Genomic DNA, 23908 nt, shown 5'->3' with positions numbered 1-23908 from the left:
CTGCTCAGCCCCTTGCGGCTCGCTCGCGGACAACTGTCTCTCGGGGCCTCAGTCGAAGAGTTCGGCGTCTGCCAGGCGGCGCCCTTCACGGTCCTTCCCGGACAGTATCGGCTCTGCGTCGAGGGGCCAGTCGATGGCGAGTTCCGGATCGTTCCAGGCGATGCAGCGCTCATGTTCCGGCGCCCAGAAATCCGTGGTCTTGTAGAGAAACTCGGCACTGTCGCTGAGCACCAGGAAGCCGTGGGCGAAGCCTTCGGGAATCCACATCTGCAACTTGTTCTCCTCGCTGAGAACCTGACCGACCCATTGACCAAAGGTTGGTGAGTTGCGGCGGATGTCCACGGCGACGTCGAATACCGTGCCCTGGACTACACGCACCAGTTTCCCCTGGGCCTGCTGGATCTGGTAGTGCAGCCCGCGCAGTACGCCACGGGCTGAGCGGGAATGGTTGTCCTGTACGAAATTGACCTTGCGGGCAATCGCTTGCTCGAATTTCTGCTGGTTGTAGCTTTCGAAGAAGAAGCCACGGCTGTCGCCGAAGACCTGAGGTTCGATCACCAGAACATCAGGAATGGCCAATGGAATGACTTTCATCGGTAGACCGTTTGAGTCAGAAGGCGCTGGAGATATAGACCGTACCCGCTTTTGGCCAATGGAGCGGCCAGGCGCTGCAGGTCTTCGGGGCTTATCCAGTCCTGGCGGAAGGCGATCTCTTCCGGGCACGCCACCTTGAGTCCTTGTCTGTGCTCCAGGGTTGCAATGAATTGGCCGGCCTCGAGCAAGGACTCATGGGTGCCGGTGTCCAGCCAAGCATAGCCGCGGCCCATGATTTCCACCGACAGATTGTCCTGCGCCAGGTAGGCACGATTGATATCGGTAATTTCCAGCTCGCCACGTGCAGAAGGGCGGAGGCCCTTGGCGATTTCGATGACACGCTGGTCGTAGAAATACAGCCCGGTCACCGCATAGTTGGATTTTGGCTGCGCGGGCTTTTCCTCCAGGCTGACGGCTTTGCCGCGCTGGTCGAACTCCACGACGCCGTAACGCTCGGGGTCATGCACGTGGTAAGCGAAAACGGTAGCGCCGCTTTCCCGTTGCGTGGCGTTGGCCAGGAGCTGCTGCAGGTCGTGACCATGGTAGATGTTATCGCCCAGTACCAAGGCGCTCAGGCTATCTCCCAGAAACTGCTCGCCGATCAGGAACGCCTGAGCCAGACCGTCTGGTGAGGCCTGCACGGCGTAGTGCAGCTCGATGCCCCACTGATTGCCGTTGCCCAGTAAACGCTTGAATTGGGGAGCGTCATGGGGGGTGGTGATGATCAGTATTTCTCGGATACCTGCGAGCATCAGAGTGCTGAGTGGGTAATAGACCATCGGTTTGTCGTAGACCGGCAGCAATTGCTTGGACACCGACAGTGTGGCCGGGTGTAGTCGGGTGCCTGCACCGCCGGCAAGGATGATGCCTTTGCGCTTCATGCGGATTTTTCTCCTGCCAGTTCAATCAGCATCCGCTTCACGTGAGTTTCCCAGGCAGGCAGGGTCAGACCGAAGGTCTCCCGCAATTTGCGGGTGTCGAGTCGAGAGTTGTGGGGACGCGTTGCCGGCAGTGGGTACTCCTGGGTCGGGATCGGCAGAACCTGCTCTGGCAAGGTGCGAAGTGGCAATCCCAGGCCGGCGGCCTGCTCGATCACGAAGCGCGCGTACCCGTGCCAGCTGATCGCGCCAGTCGCGGTCAGGTGATAGAGGCCGGCAAGTGATCGAGCATTAGGGCGATGGCGCAGTTGTGCGAACACCTGGGCGGTAACGTCGGCGATCAGCTCGGCACTGGTTGGTGCGCCGACCTGATCGGCAATCACGCGCAGTTCCTCGCGATCCGCTGCCAGGCGCAGCATTGTCCTGGCGAAGTTCGCACCGCGCGCGGCATAGACCCAGCTGGTGCGGAAGATCAGGTGGCGGCAACCGCTGGCGAGAATTGCCTGTTCACCTTCCAGCTTGGTCTGCCCATAAACGTTGAGCGGTCCGGTTGGATCGCCTTCACAAAAGGGCCGACTGCCGCTGCCGTCGAACACATAGTCGGTGGAATAGTGCACGAGCCAGGCATCCAGGTCGGCGGCAAGTTCAGCCAGCACTCCGACAGCCTCGGCATTCACCCGCCTTGCCCGGTCGATGTCGGCTTCCGCCTTGTCGACTGCGGTGTAGGCGGCCGCGTTCACGATGATCGCGGGGCGCTCTGTATTTATCAGGGCGCGCAGGCCCGCCAGGTTTTCCAGGTCGCCGCGCTGGCGATCGCAGACGATCAGCCTCCCCAGGGGGGCCAGGGCGCGCTGCAGCTCCCAGCCAACCTGGCCATTGGCGCCCAGGATCAGGATGTCGCTCACTTGTACTGCTTGTTCAGCCATTCCCGGTACGCTCCGCTGGCCACGTTCTCGACCCAGTCCTGATTATCCAGGTACCAGCGGACGGTCTTGGCAATTCCTGTCTCGAAGGTCTCCGCAGGTTTCCAGCCCAAGTCACGCTCCAGGCGCGTGGCATCGATGGCGTAGCGGCGATCGTGGCCGGGACGGTCTTTGACGAAGCGGATCTGTTCGCGGTAGCTGCGGCCATCGCTGCGCGGGGCTTCCTGGTCAAGCGTGTCGCAGATGCGGTGCACCACGTCCAGGTTGGACTTTTCGTTCCAGCCGCCCACGTTGTAAGTCTCGCCCACTAGCCCAGCCTCCAGCACGCGGCGAATTGCACTGCAGTGGTCCCTGACGTACAGCCAATCACGAATCTGCCGGCCGTCGCCGTAGATTGGCAGCGTCTCTCCGGCCAGGGCATTGCGGATCACCAGGGGGATGAGCTTCTCCGGAAAGTGGTACGGCCCGTAGTTGTTCGAGCAGTTGGTGGTCAGCACCGGCAGGCCGTAGGTGTGGTGGTAGGCGCGGACTAGGTGGTCGGAGGCCGCCTTGGATGCGGAGTAGGGACTGTTGGGCTGATAGGGGTGTTGTTCGGTGAACGCAGGTGCCCCAGGTTCGAGGGAACCGTAGACCTCGTCCGTGGAAACATGCAAGAAGCGGAAACCGGTCTTTTCCGCCGCGCTGAGAGTTCCCCAGTAGGCACGTACTGACTCAAGCAGGTGGAACGTCCCGACGATGTTCGTCTGTATGAAGTCCTCCGGCCCGCGGATCGAGCGATCGACGTGCGACTCCGCAGCGAAGTTGATTACGGCCCGTGGGCGGTGCTCGGCCAGCAGACGATCCACCAGTGCAGCGTCGCCGATATCGCCTGGCACGAAGGTATGGCGCGGGTTTCCTTCCAGACTCTGGAGGTTCTGCAGGTTGCCGGCATAGGTCAGTTTATCGAGGCTGACCACTGGTTCGTCATGGGCGGCGAACCAGTCCAGCACGAAATTGGCACCGATGAAGCCGGCGCTGCCGGTTACGAGGAGGGTCATGATGGATCCGATGGGCCGGGCCTGAGTGGTTCGGACATCTACATTCTGGCTGGATCGGAAGGGAGTGCAAGCGTTCCCGCTCCATAGGCCCCCGCCTTTCCTCGAGGGACTGGAAAGGCGGGGGCTATGGAGGGTTTGTGCATCAGGAGTAGGCCGCTGGTGCCCACGGTTTGCTTGAGGGCAGAACGGCGTGCGCTACAGCAGAACGTCTTGAGAGCGGAGTGCGGTGTTTACGTGGCAGCCACCTTGAAACTCGCTGATCAAACCATCCGCCTACACGTCCGTTCGGCGTTGGATATAGATGTGATCGACGATGTCTCCATCCGGGACATAACCGCTGACGGTTTCACGTAGCAGTTGCCGAACCTGAACGAAATCATCCGCCTCAACAGCCGCGAGCAATGCTTCCAGGCGCTCCTTGAGCACATCCCAGGAAAGGTATTCCTCATCGGCACGCATGATCATGGGGTGCTCGGTTGGCTGCACATTGTCGCCAATCAGGAGCTCTTCGTAGAGTTTCTCGCCCGGGCGCAATCCGGAAAACTCGATGGAGATATCCCCGTGCGGGTCGGACTCGGAGCGCACGCTAAGCCCCGACAACCTGATCATCTTCTCGGCCAGGTCGACAATCTTCACCGGGCTACCCATATCGAGCACGAACACGTCGCCGCCTTGCCCCATGGATCCTGCCTGAATTACCAGCTGCGCAGCTTCCGGAATGGTCATGAAGTAGCGTGTGATATTCGGGTGGGTAACAGTGACCGGCCCACCGCGCTTGATCTGCTCACGGAACAGCGGAATTACCGAGCCGGATGATCCCAACACATTGCCGAAACGCACCATGGTGAAACGGGTCTTGTTTACCTGGTGAACGCTACCGTCGCCATGCAATGCCGGTGCAGCTTCCCGGCTCAGCGCCTGCAGCACCATTTCCGCCAGCCGCTTGGTGCTGCCCATCACATTGGTCGGCCGCACCGCCTTGTCGGTCGAGATCAGCACGAAGTTCGCCACACCCGCCTTGATTGCCGACTGCGCGGTATACAGGGTGCCAAGCAGATTGTTCAGTACGCCCTCGGCGATGTTGTGCTCCACCATTGGCACATGTTTGTAGGCCGCCGCGTGATAAACAGTATTCACCTGCCAGGTTTTCAATACGTCTTGCAGTCGAACTGGATTGCGAATCGAGCCGAGTATCGGCACCAACTGGATTTTCAGCGATTCGCGAACGATGCGCCGTTCCAACTCGCTGTGAATGCTGTAGAGATTGAATTCGGAATGCTCGAACAGAATCAGCACCCGAGCCCCGGAAGACAGAATCTGCCTGCACAACTCCGAGCCGATCGAGCCGCCGGCTCCTGTAACCAGTACCGACTGCTTCTTGATGCAACGCTCGAACAACTCCTGTTGGGGCGGCACGGCATCGCGCCCGAGCAGGTCGGCAATATCGACTTCCTGCAGATCGTCGACCTTGACCTTGCCGCTGGCAAGGTCCACGACCCCCGGTACCGAACGGACATGCAGCGGATACGCTTCGAGCATTCCCAGCATTTCACGACGACGCACACGAGAGGCCGACGGAATAGCCAGGAGCACTTCGCTTGCCGCAGTCTCATCGATCAACTGCGCGATATGCTTGGGTTTGTATACCTGCAACCCAGCAATGACCCGTCCGGCTATGGATGAATCGTCATCGATAAATGCCACTGGCAACAGGGTGCGGCCCATGCGTAACGCAGCTACCAGCTGATTGCCCGCAGCTCCGGCGCCATAAATGGCGACGCGTATGCGCCCGTCACCTCGAGCGACATCAGTTCTTGTCCGAGGGTCGAACCAGTCACCCATGAAGAACTGGCGCATCGCCAGGCGTAAACCACCGAGCAGCACAAGGCTCAGCCACCAGTAGTTGAACACCATCGAACGCGGAACGCTCACCGGGCTTCCGCGGTACCAATAGACAACCAAGGACAGCAGCAGCGCCGAAAGCGAAACCGCCTTGGCAATGGCAACTAGCGCGTCGTTGCCCAGGTAACGCATCACCGCCCGGTACATGCCGAAACGAACGAAGAGCGGCAAAGCAATTAGCGGCGCGATAATGAACAACCATCCATGGCCATTGAAGGGGCGAACGGCATTGAATTCGCCCAGGCGAACGACGAAAGCCAGCCACAGGGCAATCCAGACCAGGAAGACATCGACAGTGACCTGGAGGATGCGCTTGTAGCGACGAGGTATCCGAAGCAAGCGCGTGCGTATTGAGTCAACTAATCCCAGCATGACAATATCTTATATAATTATATGGATTTTAATGCCGCACACGGTCGCCAGAGCCTTTTCCAACAATCGTTTGAATGATGAAGCTGAAGTAATTCCTCACGGACATTTGCTGGATCATTCTGGCATCGGTCTCCGCCAGAAGTTTGGGGGTGGACATATCGATCTCGTTTATCTGGGCCAGGCCGGTAATGCCTGGCCGGACGGCATAAATGCCCAGGGCTTCACGCTCGGCAATCAATTCATCCTGATTAAATAAATTAGGTCGCGGCCCGACAAGGCTCATGTCACCCTTCAGTACGTTCCACAATTGCGGCAGCTCATCGAGCTTGGTCTTGCGCAGAAAGCCTCCCAACTTCGTAATGGAGGAAGCTGATGCAAGATGGCTGGCAACAGAGGCGGTATCCACCTTCATGGTTCTGAACTTAATGAGGGTAAAAGGTTTTTTGGCTCGACCGACGCGCTCTTGTATAAATACCGGCGAACCAGTATCCAGTAAGCCAAGTACATAAATAACTAGCAAAATCGGAGATCCGACAATTAGTCCCAGTAGAGAAAAAACGAAATCAAAAAAGCGAATCATCAAGCACCCATTGAGTCCAATCCATTTAGAAACCTGGCAGAAGCCGATCCATGGTCTACACTCTACCTCGCTCTCCGGGCCTTACAACCCGCATCGCTCGAAGGAGCCCTATCTAGCGGCTGCAACGACGAGAGTATTCACCTCCCGCCTCCAGCAGTGCCTGGCGCGCCGACTTTTGGGGCTGCCATCCAAGCAGAGCCCGCGCCTTCGAGGCGTCAACTTGCAACGACTCGCACAATTGCGCATATAGGGCCTTCTTGCCAAGGAGGGTAGCCCCTATCGAGAGCAGGCGCATTGGTAGGGGGAAGAGCCGTGCCCGACGCCCCATCCCTTCTGCCAGAGTATGAACCAGCTCCGCAGTAGAGAGATCATCGCCATCCGCTGCCAGAAAAAGCTCCCCCGCCGCCGCCGGATGCACTGCGCATGTAGCGATCAAGTCAACCAGATTGTCCAGGGCGATCATGCTGCGCTGGTTGTTCAGGGCACTAAATGGCAGCGGTAAGCCCATCTTAACAATTCGCAGCAACCGGGCGAAGTTACCAGGCGCGTGCCCAGCATATACCAGGGGAGGGCGAATGATAGTCAGCTCCATGCTGTACTCGGCTGCAATCAATTGCAGTGCCTGCTCGGCTTCAAGTTTAGATTTCGCATAATCCGAATGTGGAGCGGGGGCCGTGTTTTCAACGAACGGCTCTGCACTCGTCGTAGCACCATTGACACCAATCGAACTCATGAACACGAAGCGACGAACTCCTGCCTTTGCCGCTTGCCGGGCAAGAATGACAGAAAGGTCGAGGTTAACCCTCCTGAAGCTGGCCGATGGATCACAAGCTTCGTCACTCAGTTGGTGAGCCCGCCCTGCAAGGTGGACAACGCAGTCCACCCCCTGAAGTGCCTTGTTCAGAAGCTTGGTATCAGACAGCTCGCCATGAAAGAAATTCAAACCAGTGCTGGGCTTGCTACGCCCAATTGCTCTGAGCTCATGTCCCTGTCCAAGCAAATAATTCGTTAGAGAACTCCCGATAAAGCCGGACGCCCCAGTAACAAGGATTTTTATTCTATTCACAAAAAACACGCTCGATGAAAATATTGCAAGATGTCAGTGGTACTTTCTAGAGTTTAACATTGCATATCTAATACAATAGAAAGCGGAGCGTATCAGAGAGAATCTCTCCATATTATGGTATATGTTCCAGAAGAAAGACAGCATCTTGAGCTTGTTTGACGATACAGAGCCTGAGACGATGCGGTAATCAGCTAATTCTCTTTGTATGCCTATAACACTATTTCCAGCTCGTAGCATTGAAAGCCATAGAGCATAATCCTCATGCCCGCATTTAGGGAAGCTAAGCTCTCCGAAGGCATTCCTATCATACATTAGCGTGAGGCACCCTATGGTATTCCCCTTGAGTAAACCTGAATAATTGTTACGCTCTGGAGGGTAAAAGCTACCAATTAGCTTGCCGTTAGCATCGATAACACTATATGCTGTGCAGGATATTACGGCGCCATTCTTTGTCATGCAATGCAATTGCTGGCTTAATTTATCCGGTCGCCACAAGTCATCTGCATCCAAGAACGCAATATATCGTCCTAGAGCCTGTCTTAATCCAAAATTTCTAGGTGCTGCAGGGCTGCCGCTATTCTTGTCGAGTCGGTGTAGTTTTATTCGAGACTCACTGCTATACCGCTCATGTATAAAATCGTAGGTGCCGTCGCTGGAACAGTCATCGACAATTATTAGTTCCCAGTCGGAGATTTCCTGATTTATGACAGAGTCTATAGCCATTCCAATATAACTAACAGAGTTATATGCCGGCATGATGATGGACACCAGAGCCATGCTCTCTCCCTACGCGGATTTTTTTACCAACTGCGGTTGCCAAAGAAATAAGTAAACCAGTAAAGGTAATAGTCCGCCGGTTAACAAAATAGTCAATGGGCTTGAGTTTAAAAGGTAGAAAATTGTTGGGACGAAAATAGAAAGTCTGATATTTATGGGCATGCTGGCCACCAGGCCATCGCAGATCTTAATCATGACCAAGATAATGAAAAAGTACAGAAAGCAACCCAGGCTGCCAAAATTTGCATAGCCATCGCCAATGAAATTCACATTCGCCCAGTCGCCATCGAAATAATAGTTTCCAATCAACTCCGGAGGCTGGATGCCGTAAGGATTTTCAAAAAAATATTTTAGGGCGCCATAGGATAGATACATGAGATTATTAGTAGAGAAATAATCCATGTAGTAAAGGCTCAGTACGGAGGGGGCAACTACCATTCGGTCGAATGTATATGGTGTAATCCGTCCTTGTCCTGATGTGAGGTCAATAGCCAGAATTAGGGTAAGTCCTGCTACAGCCAGTCCGATGAGTTTCAGTGCTGATAGTCGATTGCCGAATGTATAGAAGAAAATAATAAGGGCAGGTGCTATGAGTGCTGTTTTGTGGCCTGCCGCCATATATATTAAAGTAAATCCCAATAGGCCGACTAGCGCTGATAGGTATTGCCTTCTTAGTAGGCCGAAAACCAGTAGGACTGGCGAGGAAAATCCATATACCCAACCGGTAAGGTAGTTCAGAAGTGGTGCGGAGTACTCTTTGGCCAGAGCTCTTTTTGCGTATACTTCGTCTATCCCGACTAGGCTAATCTCTCCCTTGTAATATACTGAGAGATAAAGAATAAAACAGAGTAAAACGGAGCCAGGGAAAAGCCACCACCAGTCAGAAAAAGAAAAGAGACTTTTAACTTTTATGGTTGGCCAGTGGGAGTATAAAGAAAGAATTAAGGAGATGGTGATAAGTATAAAGAGCATTTCAGGTGAAAATATAATATTTTTCACCATGAAGCCAAGTAGAGTTGCTGGTGCGCACACCAATAATAAGAATAAGAGCGAGAAGAGCTTGTATATCGAGTTGATGGAATTATATTGGCCTAGCATCAATATAGAAGAAGCGCCTAGCCAAACACAGGTTACGGTAAGTATCGGCGTAGTGTTTTGATAGCCCGCCGAGAAGTAAAGACCAAAGTCAACGACTACGTAGCGATATAGTGCGTAAACTAGAAAAAGATAAGCGTATAGCAGTAGAAGCTTAATTAAAGTTCCTGTGCAATCACGGAGCGACATTGCCACATCCCTGAAGTAAAGAACGATAAGTCTGGATCATTTTTTTTGACTCGACCTCCCAGTTCAGGACGTCAAAGACTGCTCTTTTTCCATTGGTACCCATTTCCGTGCTTCGTTGAGGGTTTTCTAAAATCTCAAGCACCGCATCGGCAATGTTTTCTGGCGATTCTGGATCGACTAATATGCCACAGTCATATTTTTTGACTATTTCACGCCATAGCCTGAAGTCCGAAGCTATTAGAGGAATTCCGGCGGCCATATATTCAAAAAGCTTGTTCGGTTGGGCATTTATGTGATTGTTAGCCGGTAAAAAGGTAACCAGTCCGCAGCGTGCTCCGGATAAGAGTCGTGGGACATCATGCCTCTTCACTGGGCCGATAAAATCTACATGACGCCAGCCTTCTTCTAAGCTTAGCTCTTCCAAATGACCGCTTTCCTGAAAGAACCCCGCTAAGCGGAACCTCGCATGATCTTTCTCAGCATTAATGAGGTTGAGAGCACGAACAATGTTGTCGATGCCCCGAATTTTAGTTATGGCTCCTAGATATACAATATAGTTATTGTTCGTGCTGGAGGGAGAGGAGGCTGAACAGTCGAATTCACTTAGGGATGGATAGTTCTGTACCAGAACAGCCTTGTCAGAAGGGTAGCGTGACATTATGTCTGGTGTTGCAGCAAAGACCTTGTGGAAGAAGGGGAGGCATAGTTTTTCAAGAAAAACATAAGCGAATGAGATGGTTGAACGCAAAAAGCTAGGTATCCAGTATTTATCTTTGATGTCCTCTGGTACATTTTCATGCACGTCAAAAATAATACGAATTCCGCTCATGGATAAAGCACAAGCGACAAGCATAAGTTCAGGATCATGGAAGTGAACTACTTTCGGAGAGAGGCTTTTGGCGGTGCGATAAGCTTTGAAACCACTAACTAGAAATCTTAAGAATCGATTGTTAGGCTTTCCAAGGTCAACGATATTGTACTCGCTTCTCCCTTCGTCCCCGTGCCCGTCCGCAACCACCACTGTAACATCGAATTGGGGCTGTTTGCCTAGATCACGCGCTTGTTTGTGGAACACTCTTGTGTCTTCGCGAGAGTGAACTGTAGTCAATACAACGATTTTATCTTTATTCAACCCGCCATCCCCGCCTGGAAAAACTAAGTTTCTAAACTATGCACAGTCTAGATGATTAATGGTTGCGTAGCATCTCGTTGACTATATATTGGCTGGCTTCGCCTTTACCGTATAAGTCTGCCTTTTGAGGTGGGAGGGCTCTCGAAAAGTCAAAAAATGCATTTTCTATGTTTTCTGTCGAAGCCCCAACCAGTCGATTCCACCCCGTCTCAACTGTTTCCACCCACTCGGTTTCATCGCGTAAAGTAATGCATGGCTTGTTAAAGAAATAGGCTTCTTTCTGTAATCCGCCACTATCTGTCATGACGACATGACAATTATCGATCAGCCATATCATATTCAGATATCCTAGTGGCTCTATAAGGGTTAGCCCAGTTGTGTCGATCCCGGCAGTGGCGATGATCTTTTTTGTCCTTGGATGCAGCGGTAGTACTATCTGAATTTTTGAAGAAATTGATTTCAATGCGGAAATTATGCTCTTGAGTCTTTCCAGGTCATCCGTATTTTCGGCTCGGTGCAAAGTGCATAATACATATTCTCCTGAAAGTTTGACTTCTGCAGGTCTGCAAGATAAATTTCGGTAGAATATTGCGCCATCCAACATGACATCTCCGGAAATTGATGCTTCCGCTCCGCTACACCAACTGTCAATTCCTTCTTTTTGTAGGTTTTCATACGCAACTCTAGTCGGGCAAAATAGCTTTGAACTGATACGGTCAGTCAATATTCTATTGATCTCCTCCGGCATGTTCATGTTGTAACTCCGGAGGCCTGCTTCAATATGTGCAATCTTGATCTTTAATTTAGAGGCTGCGACGGCGCCTGCTAGTGTGGAGTTGGTATCGCCATATACCATGACCCAGTCTGGGGTCTCTTCACGTAAGATCTTTTCCACGCCCTCAATCATTCTTCCGGTCATGGCTCCATGTGTGTTGCCGCCAATCCCAAGATGATATGCAGGCTTGGGGATTTTCATTTCGCTAAAGAAAATTTCGCTCATATTTGCGTCATAATGCTGGCCGGTATGAACTATAATCTCTTCGATATTCGCGCCGGATGATGCTTGTTTGATTATTTCACGGCTTACCGATCCTGCCTTGATAAATTGAGGGCGCGCACCAAGTATTGTTAAGATTTTCATGGGGACTCCAAGTGTAAACTATAAATAAAAATAACTAATTAATGGGGTGTGTTTATAGTTGGCTGCGAATGTGCAGAAATACTATCCTCGCCGCCCCAGGCTGAAACGATAAGACATGACAAGATATATAAGATACAGTGCGGCATAGCTGACGCTATATGCTTGGAGTGCAAGCTTGTATTCTGAAATCCAAGCTAGGCATGCCAGTGTGACACCGAGCAAACCTATTTGCCATATCAGGTCAAGATGCTGCTTGTCTGCTATATAAACCATATAGCTCAATGGGCTTGCTATAAATCGCAATGCAAACATCGGAAGTAGCCAGATCGCAATCTTCCCTGCGTGGCTCCACTCTTGGCCAAATGCTAATATAAATAAGTTTTCACCTGATAGCACCATGGCGAAACAAAAAATAAGGGAGCCGAAAGTTAATGCGTAAAAGGTTTTGATGTACTCTTCTCGGCAGTCCCCGCGCTCGCGGTAGCTGCTAGCAGCATACCGAATAAAAACATCAAGCACTGACTTTCCAAGTAGGCCTATTGGTGCACCAAGTACTTTAATTGTCATTGCTAGTAGCCCTGCTATGTCGCTACCAAACCTTCCTGCAACAATTAAGACTGGTAGCTGAATGGCTGCTGTATTTATAAAGCTTGCAGGCAGGGAAAATATTGGGAACCTGCGGTGTTTCTTCCAGAAAATAATGGTATAGGCTAGTAGGTCAGATTTTTTAGGTAGATTACTCAGCGGAATTATGTATATTGCCAGAGCGAGCGAAAAAAACAGTCCTAGAAGCTGGGAAATCACTAGGGCGGCTGAGTTGGAAAACCACACGCCAGCTCCGATCTGAAATAGTGTGATTAAGCCGGTTTGAATAATTCGTATGTAAGAGAGTTTTCGGTACTCCCCTTCGGCTGCAGCCCAAGCCTGCCAGAGGTTGCTCGCTGCAAATAGAAAGGCAGTAGGCAGGCAAGTAGATACAAGTGTCGACGGGTATTTAGTTAGTAGGTTGGGAAATAAAATCGCCCCTATTAGTAAAGAGGCTGCCACTATGGCGCTGACAAGAGTTGTAGTGATAAGTACGGCAGCGACCGCAAGGCGGCGTGGTTGGCCATCCTCCTCAATCGCAAGTGTCATCTCAAAACGAAAAGTCAGAAACACGACCAACAGCATTACCAATCCCAGCCAGGCGGAAAAAATACCAAATTCGGCTGGCGCGAAAAGGCGAGTAATAACCAATGCTCCGAGCACGGGTATTGCCTGCGCTACAGCAGTGCCAGTAAGCACCGATATAACGCTTCTCCAATACTTATTCATTGGTAGAGCTCATTGCATATCCAATACAGTTTTTGCTTAAATTCTTGTCAAGAGAGTTCCTCTTTCTCCATACGAATCAGCGGAGAAAATGAATCTCATATTGCATCTGGCTATGCCGCGATCATTACTTGGGCAAAAGAGTACAGGGTGACGTTGCTCACCTTGCTAACGCCTGAATGATCTTTCGAATTACTGCCTCGCCCATGTACGGATGCATAGGTAGGCTCATCACCCTTTTCGCCATTTCGTCCCCAATAGGTAATCGTGCTGTCGTATCCGCTACTGCCGGTTGCTGATTCAGAGGGATAGGATAGTGCACCGCTGTTGGTATACCTGCTTCTCGTAGACGTTGCTGTACGCTATCGCGGTCGTCAACCTGAACGGTGTACTGTGCCCATGCACTTCTATTGTGTGCTTCTATGTAGGCTCCCCAAACCACTGAGTCTTGCTGTTTACCTGAGTTTCCAGCTTCAAAACGGTAGGGAGGGTATGCTTCGCTATACTTCTGGGCGACCTGATTGCGCAGGTCAATCTCTTCAGCAAGAATCTCCAGCTTGGGCAGTAAAATAGCAGCCTGCAACGTATCCAATCTGCTATTTACGCCCACGCGAATGTGGTGGTAACGACGATCCTGACCATGACGGGCGATCTGGCGTATGACTTTTGCCAACTCCTCGTCATTGGTGAAGATCGCTCCACCGTCGCCATAGCAACCCAAAGGTTTGCTGGGGAAGAAGCTGGTGCAGGCTATGGTACTGAGGTTGCAAGAGCGCTTTCCCTTATAGGTTGCCCCGAAGCTCTGCGCTGCATCTTCGATTACTGGAATTCCATGTTTAGCAGCGATGGCATTGATTGCATCGAAGTCCGCACACTGACCATATAGCGATACCGGGATAATCGCCTTGGTGCGTGGAGTAATGGCGGATTCCAGAAGATTGGGGTCAAGGTTGTATGTGCGTGGGTCTATATCCACGTAGACAGGCTTTGCACCTAAAAGAGCCACGGTTTCTGCCGTGGCTATATAAGTGAACCCGGGAGTAATGACTTCATCGCCAACGCCGATCCCTAGAGCCATCTGTGCAATCTGCAGGGCGTCGGTGCCGTTAGCACAAGTAATGCAGTATTTGGCTCCAGTGAAGGCGGCAAGCTTTTCCTCTAACTCCGTCACTTCCGGGCCGAGGATATATTGCCCATGAGCCAGAACCCGCTGAATGCCGGCATCAATCTTGTCCTTGATACGGGCTTGCTGAACTTTCAGGTCGATGAATTCAATCATTTACTGCACATCCAATTTATTCAGTCCCTTGCCGCTCAATACATAGCATGAACCCGTGTGCGGACAGACCGCCTGTCCTTCACCTTGAACCGGCAACTCCAGTTGCTCGCCAAACTCGCTCATCCAGCCGACTTGGCGCGCCGGTACTCCGACCATTAGCGCATAAGCAGGTACATCCTTGTTGATCACCGCACCTGCCCCGACAAATGCGAACTCGCCAATGGTCACGCCACAAACGATGGTGCAATTAGCGCCAAGGGTGGCGCCGCGCTTTACCAAAGTGTCCCGGTATTGACTCTTGCGCTCGATTAAAGAACGCGGGTTGTAGACGTTGGTGAAGACCATACTTGGGCCACAGAACACACCCTCTTCAAGGGTGACGTTGTCATAGACGGAGACGTTGTTCTGCACTTTGCAATGATCGCCAATTACCACCTTATTGCCGACAAATACGTTCTGGCCGAGAGAGACGCCCTTGCCAATGCGAGCGCCGCTACAAACGTGAACGAAGTGCCATACCCGCGAATTATCGCCGATCTGTGCGCCATCATCGATGATGGCAGAAGGATGTACCTGATAGCTCATGAGGACCTCAGCGATTCAGGTTCTTGAGGAACGGGTGGCCTTCATCGTTCTGTACGTCAGCGATCGCGGAGGAGCGAATGGTGTTGACGGTCTCCACGCAATGACGCGCATCCTCGATGCCATAGCCTCGTCCTGCGAGGATTTCCTGGTAGCTGGTGGTATGCAGATCCGTGAAGCCTTCCGAGAATTCCATTTCTTCACCATTGACAGTGATGGAGCGGTAAGTGGGCTTCTTTCCTTTTACCGAGTCAGGCAGATCATTGGCATCGATAGATAGGAACCAGCGGACCCGGGCCTTTTCGTATTCGAGATAACCGGCCGCCTTGTTCTCTGCGGTGAAGTGCACCACGTTGCGTTGCAACTTGCCGAAGATGAAGTGCAACATATCGTAGAAGTGCACGCCGATATTGGTTGCGACGCCGAAGGATTTGCGCGGATCGCCCTTCCAGCTCTCCATGTACCACTTGCCACGACTGGTGATGTAAGTCAGCTCCACATCGTACTTATGGCTGGCGTTTTCGCGGGCTACCTTGTTCTTCAGGTCGAGAATCGCCTGGTGGTGGCGCAGTTGCAGAATGTTGTAGACGCGCTTGCCGGTTTCTTGCTCGATCAACGCCAGTTCATCCAGGATTTCAGGCGTTGGAACCAGAGGTTTTTCGCAAATCACATCACAGCCCAGACGCAGGCCTGCGGCGATATGGGCATGGTGCAGATAATTGGGTGTACAGATCGAAACATAATCAAGCGCAGTTGCCGGATCGCGTTTGATGCGGTGGGCATGCTCCAGAAAACGCTCGAGCTCGGTAAAAAACTCACTTTGCGGCGAAATGCTGTCGATGATGCCGACCGAGTCGTTAATGTCGTAAGCAGAAACCAGCACGTTGCCGGTGTCCTTGATGGCGCGCATGTGGCGGGGGGCGATGTAGCCGGCCGCACCGATCAGGGCGAAATTTTTCATGGGTATTCCTTTCGAGTCGAGCGCCCTGCAAGGCAGTTGGACCTTGCAGTGCAGGAGTTGCTTGACGACAAATCAGGCCTTGATGATGTGCTCGGCCGGAGCCCGGTATTTACCACGGCTGTCGATGACCAGTCGGGCATGCTGCTTGATCAGTTCATAGTCGAACTTGTCGTGATCGGTGGCCAGTATCACGGCGTCAAAGCTGGCCAGGTTTTCGGCAGTCAATGCCTCGCTGCTCAGCTCGAAATGGTGTTCGCGCATTTTCGGGAAGACGGGCACATGCGGGTCGCTGTAGGCGACAAGACCCCCTTTCTCCTCAATCAACTCCATGATTTCCACCGATGGCGATTCCCGCATGTCATCGACGTTCTTCTTGTAGGCGATGCCTAGCACTAGAACACGGCTTCCCTTTAGCGCCTTGCCACTATCATTAAGCCCATCCATCAGCTTGCTAAGGACATACTCCGGCATTGCCCGATTGACCTCGCCAGAAAGCTCAATGAAGCGGGTATGCAGCCCATATTCACGAGCCTTCCACGTCAGGTAGAACGGATCGATGGGAATGCAATGGCCGCCCAGTCCTGGGCCGGGATAGTAGGCAGTGAAGCCGAACGGCTTGGTGGCGGCAGCATCTACCACCTCGAAGATATCAATACCCATCCGATCGGCCACAATCTTCATTTCATTGACCAGGCCGATATTGACTGCCCTGTGGATGTTCTCCAGCAGCTTGGTCATTTCTGCAGCTTTGGTCGAGCTGACTGGCACCACTTGATCGATGGCTTGCTCATAGAGAGCAATGCCAACCTCAAGGCACGCAGATGTATGTCCACCTATGACTTTTGGAATGGTGCGGGTTTCAAAGTTTGGGTTGCCCGGGTCTTCTCGCTCAGGCGAATACACGAGGAAAATATTTTCCCCTACCACCAAGCCACCCTCTTGTACGCGCGGCAAGAGTTCCTCTTCCGTAGTACCAGGATAGGTGGTGCTCTCAAGTGAGACGACCTGGCCTGCACGCAAATATGGCTTGATTGCATCGGTCGTATTGATCACAAAACTCATGTCCGGCTCACGGTATTTGTTCAGCGGCGTCGGAACACAGAGAATCAAAGCATCGCACTCGGCAACACGGCTGAAGTCGCTAGTCGCGGAAAATCCACTTGCTCGGGCTGCACAAATTTTCTCGGCTGGTATGTGCTCAATATAGCTCTCGCCCGAATTGAGCTTGGCTACTTTGCTTTCATCAATGTCGATGCCGAGTACATGGAAGCCAATTGCGTTGTAACGCAGCATCAGTGGCAAGCCAACGTAACCCATGCCAACTATGCCGATGACGGAGTCCTTGGACTTGAGGTGCTCAATTGTTGATTTATACATGTGTTAAAGTCTATTTAATATAATGGTAGAAAATTGCTTATCGGAGAAGGTCGAAACGATGCGTTCACCTTGAAGAACCGAATGATTGGCATCGTAATCAATATTCTTTCGCAGTTCGTCTAAGTAATATGGTGCGAATAAGCGCAACAAGCACTCCAAGCATACCGCCCAAGACCAATCCCAGTGCCACAATAAGTGCTTTCTTAGGTTTGATCGGGGTCTGTGCTACTTCCGCACTGCTGTCCAAGGTGTACACCGAAACGTTGTCCGGATTCACGTCCACGCCGCGGAGAAACGCCATTTGATTTTCCAGTCCGCGTAATTCGGGGATGAAAGGGTCATCATTCTTGCGCTTCTCCAGCACGGCCAACTCGGCACCTATGGCCTTGGCGCCGCGCATGTACATCAGGTTGCCATCCAGGAACTGAGCCAGATCGCCGTCGGAGGAGGTCTTGCCTGCCGTAACCTGGGGCGCTCCCATGCCAACGGTCTCGGCGACTTGTTGGGCCTCGCGTAAACGAACAATGCGATCTTCTCGGCGTTTCTGTGCACTGGCGCGTAGCACTTCGATCTGCCGCTCGATGGATTGCGCCTTGGTGCCGATCTCGGTCAACAGGTTGGCCTTCATATCGGCCTCGGTCTTCTCCTCCACCATGCTCACATAGCGGTTGGCCCAGTCAGCGGCGGTTTGCGGATCTTCATGTTGCACTGTGACAGTGAAGTAGTCGGGGTTGTTCTTGGCGTCCGGCGCCTTTACCACCAGCAGTTCGTTGAATCGGAGCCATAGCCGATCCTGAGCCTCATTTGCTACGGCCTCCTTCAAGCTGGGCAGATAAGCTTTCTGGAATAGTTCTCGCTTGACGCCGTCGGACAGCAGATTGAGCTTGAATACCCGATAAACATCTCCGACTTTGTACTCATCCAGGTTGGCTTCGCGTCGCCCCAGGTTGTAGCCGGCGATATCGCTCAGTCGCGGAGGCAACACCCCAGCGCTGGCCTCAAAGGTCGGCTTGCTGAGAAAAGCAAAAGCGGCAGCGCAGGCCACAGCAATGGCGGAAATGGCGGCAATAAGCCACTTCTGCGCCCAGAGCCCTTGGAATAACTCGATCAGATCGATCTCATCGCGCTGGTTGCTTTGGTTGGCCGGGGAATCGAGGTTCAACTTTGGCTCCGCTTCTTATAGGTATTGGCTCTGGCCACGGGCGTATCCCTTTGGGGTTTGTAGCCGACCGGGCTGGAACACAGGGTTAACGAGCGAGGCACTCTGCGGTGCCGCTGCGTCCCGCAACAAATGGGGACTCTCAAGGTATTTCAACCTCCACGACGCGACTTTCCGAGATGTACCGGTGTCGCTGTGCTTCTGCCAGCGCCTGCTTGGCCGCCGGACCTCCATGTACGATTCGTCGCTCTGGCGCCCAAGGGCGCTTGCCGGCAACGAAGCAAATAAATCCATTCTGATCCGCGTGAGCGGGCCACATATGATATGAACTTGCGCACAATTGTCATAGCACTGCCTGTCCATTTCCACGCAGAGGCTCTGGCTGCCGGCGAACCGGCGCTGCGCCTGGTGTCTGACGAGTGGGTGGGGAAGCTCACATCACCGCCGGTGATCATGAGGCTTGGCTGGTTGCTTTGACCTCGATTGGGTCAAAAAATGCGACGGGACGATGGCGGTGCCCGTTGAAGCGCCTCAGGGGGCAGCAATCTGCGAGCGTCAAGCAGAAAACACAAAGGCCCGCTGCGAGGCGGGCCTTTGTGTTTGGATCGGATGGTGCCGGCACCAGGAATCGAACCCGGGACCTACTGATTACAAGTCAGTTGCTCTACCAGCTGAGCTATACCGGCAAGGAGGGCCGCCATTATAGCGGCGCGGACTGGGGTGTAAACCACTGATTTTGCAGTGTGATGCAGCGCCCGATCAGTGTCCGCCCGCCGTGGCCGCGCCGGGTTTTGCGCCGAAGGGCGGCTTGGCCAGGCAGATGACCACCAGCATGGCGAGGAACAGCCAGCCGAGCAGGGTGAAGTAATCGATGGTCGACATCATGTAGGCCTGGCTCTCCACCATGCGCTCCAGCAGCGAAGCGCTGTGTTGGCCGGGGCCGCCGAGCTGATCGAGGGTCGCCTGGGTAGCCGGGTCGTACGGGCTGAGGTTTTCGGTCAGGTAGGCGTGGTGCATGGTGGCGCGGCGGTTCCACAGCCAGGTGGTCAGGGAGGCGGCGAAGCTGCCGGCCAGGGTGCGCAGGAAGGTGGCCAGGCCCGAGCCGTCGGCGATCTGGTCGGGCGGCAGGTCCGAGAGCAGGATGCTGAGGATCGGCATGAAGAAGAACGCCACGCCGAAGCCCATGAACATCTGCACCAGGGCGACGCGGGCGTAATCGACCTCGGTGGTGAAGTCTGCCCGCATGAAGCAGGTTGCGGCCATCGTCAGGAACGCAAGGCTGGCGACCACGCGCAGGTCGAAGCTTTGCGCGTAGCGTCCGACGATCGGCGAGAGGAAGATCGGCAGGATGCCGATAGGTGCGGCTGCCAGGCCCGCCCAGGTGGCGGTGTAGCCCATCTGGGTCTGCAGCCACAGCGGCAGCAGCAGGCCCATGCCGAAGAAGCCGGCGTAGCCGCCGACCAGGGCCAGGGTTCCGACGGTGAAGTTGCGGTGCACGAACAGTCGCAGATTGACGATCGGGTGACGGTCGGTCAGCTCCCAGATCACGAACACGGCCAGGGCGATCACCGCGACCACCGTGCCGCCGATGATGAAGTTGGATTCGAACCAGTCCAGGTCATTGCCCTTGTCGAGCACGATCTGCAGGGCGCCGACGCCCAGCACCAGCATCGCCAGCCCCATGTAGTCCATCGGCGCGTGCTTGATCACCACTGGGCGCTCGCGCAGTTGCTGGTAGACCACCATGGCGGCGAACAGGCCGATGGGCACGTTGATGAAGAAGATCCACGGCCAGCTGTAGCTGTCGGTGATCCAGCCGCCGAGGATCGGCCCGGCGATGGGGGCGACCACCGTCACCATGGCCAGTAGCGCCAGTGCCATCCCGCGTTTGGCGGGAGGGTAGATGGAGATCAGCAGGGTTTGGGTGATCGGGTAGAGCGGCCCGGCGACGAAGCCCTGCAGGGCGCGAAAGCCCACCAGCATGCCCATCTGCTGCGCAACGCCGCAGAGGAAGGAGGCGATCACGAACAGCAGGGTGGCGGCGATGAACAGCCGTACCTCCCCGACTTTCCGGCTGAGCCAGCCGGTCAGCGGCAGGGCGATGGCGTTGCTCACCGCGAAGGAGGTGATCACCCAGGTGCCCTGCTCGGAGCTGACGCCCAGGTTGCCGGAGATGGTCGGCAGCGCCACGTTGGCGATGGTGGTGTCCAGCACCTGCATGAAGGTCGCCAGTGACAGGCCGATGGTGGCCATCACCAGGCTGGGCGGGGAGAAACTGCTGTTCTGGCTCATGGCGTCGGGGGCATCAGCGCTGCGCGGTGCGATGGGTGGCGTCGGCCAGGTTGGCGTGGATCAGCTGTTCGATCAGTTGGTCGGCGGAGGCCAACTGCTGCTGATAGACGTCGGTGGAGAACAGCGCTTCGCGCGGTGACTGCTGGGCCAGGGCAGGGCCGCTCTGGTCGTGCAGGTTGACGTTGACGCTCATCGACAGGCCGATGCGCAGCGGGTGCTTGGCCAGCTCGTCCGGGCTGATGCGGATGCGCACAGGCACGCGCTGGACGATCTTGATCCAGTTGCCGGTGGCGTTCTGCGCCGGCAGCAGGGAGAAGGCGCTGCCGGTGCCGACGCCGAGGCTGTCGACGGTGCCGGAGTACTTCACTTCGCTGCCATAGAGGTCGGAGTGAATTTCCACCGGTTGGCCGATGCGCATGTGCTTGAGCTGGGTTTCCTTGAAGTTGGCGTCGATCCACACCTGGTCCAGGGGAATCACCGCCATCAGCGCGGCGCCCGGCTGCACGCGCTGGCCGACCTGCACGGTGCGCTTGGCGACGTAGCCGGTGACCGGCGCGACGATCACCGCGCGGGCGTCGTCCAGGTAAGCCTGGCGCAGCTTGGCGGCGGCGGCCTTGACGTCCGGATGGGAGGCGATGACGGTGTCGTCGATCAGCGCGCGGTTGGTGTCCAGCTGTTGCTCGGCGCTGGTCAGCGAGCTGCGCGCGGTGTCCAGGGCGTCGCGGGCGTGGGCCAGCTCCTCCTGGGAAATGGCGCCGTCGTTGGCGAGATTCTGCCGGCGCTTGAAGTCCGCTTCGGCCTTGGCCAGGGCGACCTTCTTCGCCGCCACGTCGGCCTTGTAGCCGTCGACGTTGCTGAACAGGCCGCGCACCTGACGCACGGTGCGCGCGAGGTTGGCTTCGGCCTGCTGCAGGGCGATGTCGGCATCGCTCGGGTCGAACTTCACCAGTACCTGGCCCTTCTGCACCAGGTCGCCGTCATCGGCGCCGATGCTGACCACGGTGCCGGTGATCTGCGGGGTGATCTGTACGACGTTGCCGTTCACGTAGGCGTCTTCGGTGTCCTCGTGCCAGCGGCCGTAAATGATCTGCCAGGCCACGCTCGCAAGGCCGGCCAGTACGACGACGGCGAGCAGGATCAGCAGCCAGCGCTTGCGCTTGGGATTGCCGTTCGGGATTTCTTGAGTGGGGGTGCTCATGTCGGGTGCCTCGTTCAATGCGCGGCGGCCGCGTTCGCCTGGGCGAGCGGGGCGGGAGTGGAGGTGGTATCGGGCTGGTAGCCGCCGCCCAGGGCCTGGACGAGCTGGACCGAGAGATCGATGCGTTGGGCGTCCAGATTGGCCAGTTGGCGTTCGGCCACCAGCAACTGCTGCTGCACGCTGAGGGCGTCGAGGTAGTTGCCGACGCCTTCGCCGTAGCGGCGCATGGCCAGATCGAAGTTGGACTTGGCGATGTCCCGGGCTTCGCGCTGGTCGGCGATCTGCTGCTCCAGCGAGCGCAGCCGGCCGAGGTCGTCGGTGACTTCGCCGAGGGCGTTGACCAGGGTCTTGTTGTACTGGGCGACGGCCAGGTCATAGTCGGCGTCTTTCCCGGCGAGGTTCGCGCGCAGGCGGCCGCCGTCGAAAATCGGCAGGGAAATCGCCGGGGCGATCTGGAAGAAGCGGCTCGGCGCCTTCAGCACGTCCTCGGTATGCATCGCGGCCAGGCCGACCATCGCCCCCAGGTTGAGGTTCGGATAGAACTCGGTCTTGGCCGACTGGATGTCCTTGGCGCTCGCCTCGACGCGCCAGCGCGCGGCGACGATGTCCGGGCGGCGCCCGAGCAGCTCGGCAGGCAGGTTCGAGGGCAGCGCCAGCGCGCCAGGCTTCAGTACCTGCGGGCGTTGCAGGCTCTGCCCGCGGTCCGGGCCCTGGCCCAGCAGCACGGCCAGGGCGATGCGGTCGCTGGCGATTTCCTGTTCCGCAGCGGCCAGTTGCTGTTTCGCGCTGGCGACCTGGGTCTGCGTCTGCTGCAGCTGGACCTTGCTGTCCAGGCCGGCGTCCATGCGCTTCTGGCTGAGCTGGTAGAGGTGCTGCGAGCGCTCCAGCTCGTCACGGGCCAGGTCGCGGACGACGAAGGCGTGGGCCAGGTTGCTGTAGGCGCGGGCGACGTTGGTGGAGAGTGTGATCGACGCGGCCTGGCGGTCGACTTCGGCGGCGTTGGCCTGGCCCAGGGCCGCTTCCCAGGCGGCGCGCTTGCCGCCCCACAGGTCCAGGTCATAGCTGAAGCTCAGCGACAGGTACTTCACTGCCGAATAACGCCCCCCCATCGGGGCGGGGAGCACGCTTTCGGGGGCGCGGATGCCGGCGTAGCTGGCGGTGCCCTTCACGCTGGGCAGGCGGTCGGCGTCCTGCGCCTGGGCGGCGGCGATGGCCTGGCGCGCGCGGGCGCTGGCGATGTCCAGGTCCGGCGTGCCGCGCAGGGCTTCGTCGATCAGACTGTCCAGTTGCGGATCGCCCAGACTGGTCCACCAGCGCTGGCTGGGCCAGGCGGCGGGGGACAATGCTGTGCCATCGAGTGTGGTTCCTGCTTTCAGACTGGCCGGATCGGTGGCCTGGCCGCTGGGCAGCAGTCCCGACGAGCTGACGCAACCCGCCAGACTCAGCGCCGCGCCAAGCACGCAGGTCGGCAGGCGGGCGATGCGCAAGGGCGTCATGCTCTGTTCTCCTGCGCTCGGTCGATGGGTAGCACGCCGTGGGCATGCAGGATCTTGTCGAGCAGGCTGGTCAGAGTGTGCAGTTCTTCGCGGGAAAGACTGCCGACCAACTCGTTCATCGCCGCCGCGGCGATCTGCGGGGACTGGGCATGCACTGCCTGGCCGGCCGCGCTGAGGTGCAGGCGTACGCTGCGCCGATCGTTCTGGCAGGGCTGGCGGACCAGCAGGTCCTTGCGCTCCAGGCGATCGAGCATGCGCGTCATCGAGCCGCTGTCGATGGAGAGTTCGCGACACAGCTCGGCCGGGGTATTGGCGCGGTCGTGGCCAATGAAGAACAGCACCTTGAACTGGGCCGCGGTGATGTCCAGGTGTGCCAGGTGCTTGTCCAGCAGGCGGTCCTTGAGAAGCGCGCTGGCTCCCAGGAGATGGCCGATGGAGCCCTTGAAGGGAAAATCCGCGACGTCGTAGTGATTCATGGCAAGACTAATAGCTGTCTAGGCAGGGATATATTTCGAAATATTACTGCTTAGGCAGGGATTGACAAGAGAGAATTGTCGCTGCCATGGA

At 55.6% G+C, this 23908-nt stretch carries 21 protein-coding genes and 1 tRNA gene; all 22 read right to left on the bottom strand.

Annotated elements, in window-relative coordinates; all coding sequences use genetic code 11:
• Positions 1-48: 48 nt before the first annotated feature.
• Positions 49-594 (bottom strand): dTDP-4-dehydrorhamnose 3,5-epimerase, encoded by a 546-nt coding sequence (rfbC, locus tag ACAW63_RS02805; RefSeq protein WP_371231536.1) that lies wholly within the window; start codon positions 592-594, stop codon positions 49-51.
• Complete coding sequence (gene rfbA / locus ACAW63_RS02800; RefSeq protein WP_371231534.1) at positions 591-1475, bottom strand: glucose-1-phosphate thymidylyltransferase RfbA; 885 nt, start codon at positions 1473-1475, stop codon at positions 591-593. Before rfbA ends, rfbC begins: the two co-directional genes overlap by 4 nt.
• Positions 1472-2398 carry a dTDP-4-dehydrorhamnose reductase gene (gene rfbD, locus ACAW63_RS02795; protein WP_371231532.1) on the bottom strand — a complete coding sequence of 309 codons (927 nt, stop codon included), beginning with the start codon at positions 2396-2398 and terminating at the stop codon, positions 1472-1474. Before rfbD ends, rfbA begins: the two co-directional genes overlap by 4 nt.
• Positions 2374-3432, bottom strand: coding sequence for a dTDP-glucose 4,6-dehydratase (rfbB, locus tag ACAW63_RS02790; RefSeq protein WP_371231530.1), 1059 nt, complete (start codon positions 3430-3432; stop codon positions 2374-2376). Before rfbB ends, rfbD begins: the two co-directional genes overlap by 25 nt.
• A 273-nt stretch (positions 3433-3705) precedes the next feature.
• Positions 3706-5706 carry a polysaccharide biosynthesis protein gene (locus ACAW63_RS02785; RefSeq protein WP_371231528.1) on the bottom strand — a complete coding sequence of 667 codons (2001 nt, stop codon included), beginning with the start codon at positions 5704-5706 and terminating at the stop codon, positions 3706-3708.
• A 28-nt stretch (positions 5707-5734) separates the two neighbouring features.
• A complete protein-coding gene (locus tag ACAW63_RS02780; protein WP_371231527.1) occupies positions 5735-6286 on the bottom strand; it encodes a sugar transferase in 552 nt (183 codons plus the stop codon).
• Positions 6287-6398: 112 nt separating this feature from the next.
• Complete coding sequence (locus tag ACAW63_RS02775) at positions 6399-7352, bottom strand: UDP-glucose 4-epimerase family protein (protein WP_371231525.1); 954 nt, start codon at positions 7350-7352, stop codon at positions 6399-6401.
• A 33-nt stretch (positions 7353-7385) separates the two neighbouring features.
• Entirely contained in the window at positions 7386-8129 is a 744-nt protein-coding gene (locus tag ACAW63_RS02770) for a glycosyltransferase family 2 protein (protein ID WP_371231524.1), read from the bottom strand.
• A 9-nt stretch (positions 8130-8138) separates the two neighbouring features.
• The gene (locus tag ACAW63_RS02765; protein WP_371231522.1) at positions 8139-9413 is read right to left on the bottom strand and encodes a hypothetical protein; all 1275 of its coding nucleotides are present in this window, start codon (positions 9411-9413) and stop codon (positions 8139-8141) included.
• Entirely contained in the window at positions 9400-10545 is a 1146-nt protein-coding gene (locus tag ACAW63_RS02760; protein ID WP_371231520.1) for a glycosyltransferase family 4 protein, read from the bottom strand. The genes ACAW63_RS02765 and ACAW63_RS02760 overlap by 14 nt, the downstream gene beginning before the upstream one ends.
• Positions 10546-10600: 55 nt before the next feature.
• A complete protein-coding gene (wecB, locus tag ACAW63_RS02755; protein ID WP_371231518.1) occupies positions 10601-11686 on the bottom strand; it encodes a non-hydrolyzing UDP-N-acetylglucosamine 2-epimerase in 1086 nt (361 codons plus the stop codon).
• Positions 11687-11767: 81 nt separating this feature from the next.
• Positions 11768-13000, bottom strand: coding sequence for a lipopolysaccharide biosynthesis protein (locus tag ACAW63_RS02750; protein ID WP_371231517.1), 1233 nt, complete (start codon positions 12998-13000; stop codon positions 11768-11770).
• 157 nt (positions 13001-13157) lie between these two features.
• A complete protein-coding gene (locus ACAW63_RS02745) occupies positions 13158-14276 on the bottom strand; it encodes a DegT/DnrJ/EryC1/StrS family aminotransferase (protein ID WP_371231516.1) in 1119 nt (372 codons plus the stop codon).
• On the bottom strand, positions 14277-14861 hold the full coding sequence (wbpD, locus tag ACAW63_RS02740; protein ID WP_371231514.1) for a UDP-2-acetamido-3-amino-2,3-dideoxy-D-glucuronate N-acetyltransferase: 585 nt from the start codon (positions 14859-14861) through the stop codon (positions 14277-14279).
• Between the two features lie 7 nt (positions 14862-14868).
• Positions 14869-15819, bottom strand: coding sequence for a UDP-N-acetyl-2-amino-2-deoxy-D-glucuronate oxidase (gene wbpB / locus ACAW63_RS02735; protein ID WP_371231512.1), 951 nt, complete (start codon positions 15817-15819; stop codon positions 14869-14871).
• Between the two features lie 72 nt (positions 15820-15891).
• Positions 15892-17196: a UDP-N-acetyl-D-glucosamine 6-dehydrogenase gene (wbpA, locus tag ACAW63_RS02730; protein WP_371231511.1), complete on the bottom strand. Its 1305-nt coding sequence runs from the start codon at positions 17194-17196 to the stop codon at positions 15892-15894.
• 97 nt (positions 17197-17293) lie between these two features.
• Complete coding sequence (locus ACAW63_RS02725) at positions 17294-18358, bottom strand: LPS O-antigen chain length determinant protein WzzB (protein WP_371231510.1); 1065 nt, start codon at positions 18356-18358, stop codon at positions 17294-17296.
• A gap of 607 nt (positions 18359-18965) precedes the next feature.
• Positions 18966-19041 (bottom strand) — tRNA-Thr (locus ACAW63_RS02720).
• Between the two features lie 73 nt (positions 19042-19114).
• Entirely contained in the window at positions 19115-20647 is a 1533-nt protein-coding gene (locus ACAW63_RS02715) for a DHA2 family efflux MFS transporter permease subunit (RefSeq protein ID WP_371231509.1), read from the bottom strand.
• A gap of 13 nt (positions 20648-20660) precedes the next feature.
• The gene (locus ACAW63_RS02710) at positions 20661-21845 is read right to left on the bottom strand and encodes an efflux RND transporter periplasmic adaptor subunit (protein ID WP_371231507.1); all 1185 of its coding nucleotides are present in this window, start codon (positions 21843-21845) and stop codon (positions 20661-20663) included.
• A 14-nt stretch (positions 21846-21859) separates the two neighbouring features.
• A complete protein-coding gene (locus ACAW63_RS02705) occupies positions 21860-23341 on the bottom strand; it encodes an efflux transporter outer membrane subunit (RefSeq protein ID WP_371231505.1) in 1482 nt (493 codons plus the stop codon).
• Positions 23338-23817 carry a MarR family winged helix-turn-helix transcriptional regulator gene (locus ACAW63_RS02700; RefSeq protein WP_371231503.1) on the bottom strand — a complete coding sequence of 160 codons (480 nt, stop codon included), beginning with the start codon at positions 23815-23817 and terminating at the stop codon, positions 23338-23340. The genes ACAW63_RS02705 and ACAW63_RS02700 overlap by 4 nt, the downstream gene beginning before the upstream one ends.
• Between the last annotated feature and the right edge of the window lie 91 nt (positions 23818-23908).

Origin of the sequence: Pseudomonas sp. QE6 (assembly GCF_041379005.1) — a bacterium.
GTDB lineage: Bacteria > Pseudomonadota > Gammaproteobacteria > Pseudomonadales > Pseudomonadaceae > Pseudomonas.
Note: the sequence above shows the minus strand (reverse complement) of the source record. Positions and strands in the feature narration are given on the sequence as shown.

Excerpts from the sequence above, each read along its gene's own strand:
- rfbC (WP_371231536.1), bottom strand. The coding sequence starts at position 594 with ATGAAAGTCATTCCATTGGCCATTCCTGATGTTCTGGTGATCGAACCT.
- rfbA (WP_371231534.1), bottom strand. The coding sequence starts at position 1,475 with ATGAAGCGCAAAGGCATCATCCTTGCCGGCGGTGCAGGCACCCGACTA.
- rfbD (WP_371231532.1), bottom strand. The coding sequence starts at position 2,398 with ATGGCTGAACAAGCAGTACAAGTGAGCGACATCCTGATCCTGGGCGCC.
- rfbB (WP_371231530.1), bottom strand. The coding sequence starts at position 3,432 with ATGACCCTCCTCGTAACCGGCAGCGCCGGCTTCATCGGTGCCAATTTC.
- ACAW63_RS02785 (WP_371231528.1), bottom strand. The coding sequence starts at position 5,706 with ATGCTGGGATTAGTTGACTCAATACGCACGCGCTTGCTTCGGATACCT.
- ACAW63_RS02780 (WP_371231527.1), bottom strand. The coding sequence starts at position 6,286 with ATGATTCGCTTTTTTGATTTCGTTTTTTCTCTACTGGGACTAATTGTC.
- ACAW63_RS02770 (WP_371231524.1), bottom strand. The coding sequence starts at position 8,129 with ATGGCTCTGGTGTCCATCATCATGCCGGCATATAACTCTGTTAGTTAT.
- ACAW63_RS02765 (WP_371231522.1), bottom strand. The coding sequence starts at position 9,413 with ATGTCGCTCCGTGATTGCACAGGAACTTTAATTAAGCTTCTACTGCTA.
- wecB (WP_371231518.1), bottom strand. The coding sequence starts at position 11,686 with ATGAAAATCTTAACAATACTTGGTGCGCGCCCTCAATTTATCAAGGCA.
- ACAW63_RS02750 (WP_371231517.1), bottom strand. The coding sequence starts at position 13,000 with ATGAATAAGTATTGGAGAAGCGTTATATCGGTGCTTACTGGCACTGCT.
- ACAW63_RS02745 (WP_371231516.1), bottom strand. The coding sequence starts at position 14,276 with ATGATTGAATTCATCGACCTGAAAGTTCAGCAAGCCCGTATCAAGGAC.
- wbpD (WP_371231514.1), bottom strand. The coding sequence starts at position 14,861 with ATGAGCTATCAGGTACATCCTTCTGCCATCATCGATGATGGCGCACAG.
- wbpB (WP_371231512.1), bottom strand. The coding sequence starts at position 15,819 with ATGAAAAATTTCGCCCTGATCGGTGCGGCCGGCTACATCGCCCCCCGC.
- wbpA (WP_371231511.1), bottom strand. The coding sequence starts at position 17,196 with ATGTATAAATCAACAATTGAGCACCTCAAGTCCAAGGACTCCGTCATC.
- ACAW63_RS02715 (WP_371231509.1), bottom strand. The coding sequence starts at position 20,647 with ATGAGCCAGAACAGCAGTTTCTCCCCGCCCAGCCTGGTGATGGCCACC.
- ACAW63_RS02710 (WP_371231507.1), bottom strand. The coding sequence starts at position 21,845 with ATGAGCACCCCCACTCAAGAAATCCCGAACGGCAATCCCAAGCGCAAG.
- ACAW63_RS02705 (WP_371231505.1), bottom strand. The coding sequence starts at position 23,341 with ATGACGCCCTTGCGCATCGCCCGCCTGCCGACCTGCGTGCTTGGCGCG.
- ACAW63_RS02700 (WP_371231503.1), bottom strand. The coding sequence starts at position 23,817 with ATGAATCACTACGACGTCGCGGATTTTCCCTTCAAGGGCTCCATCGGC.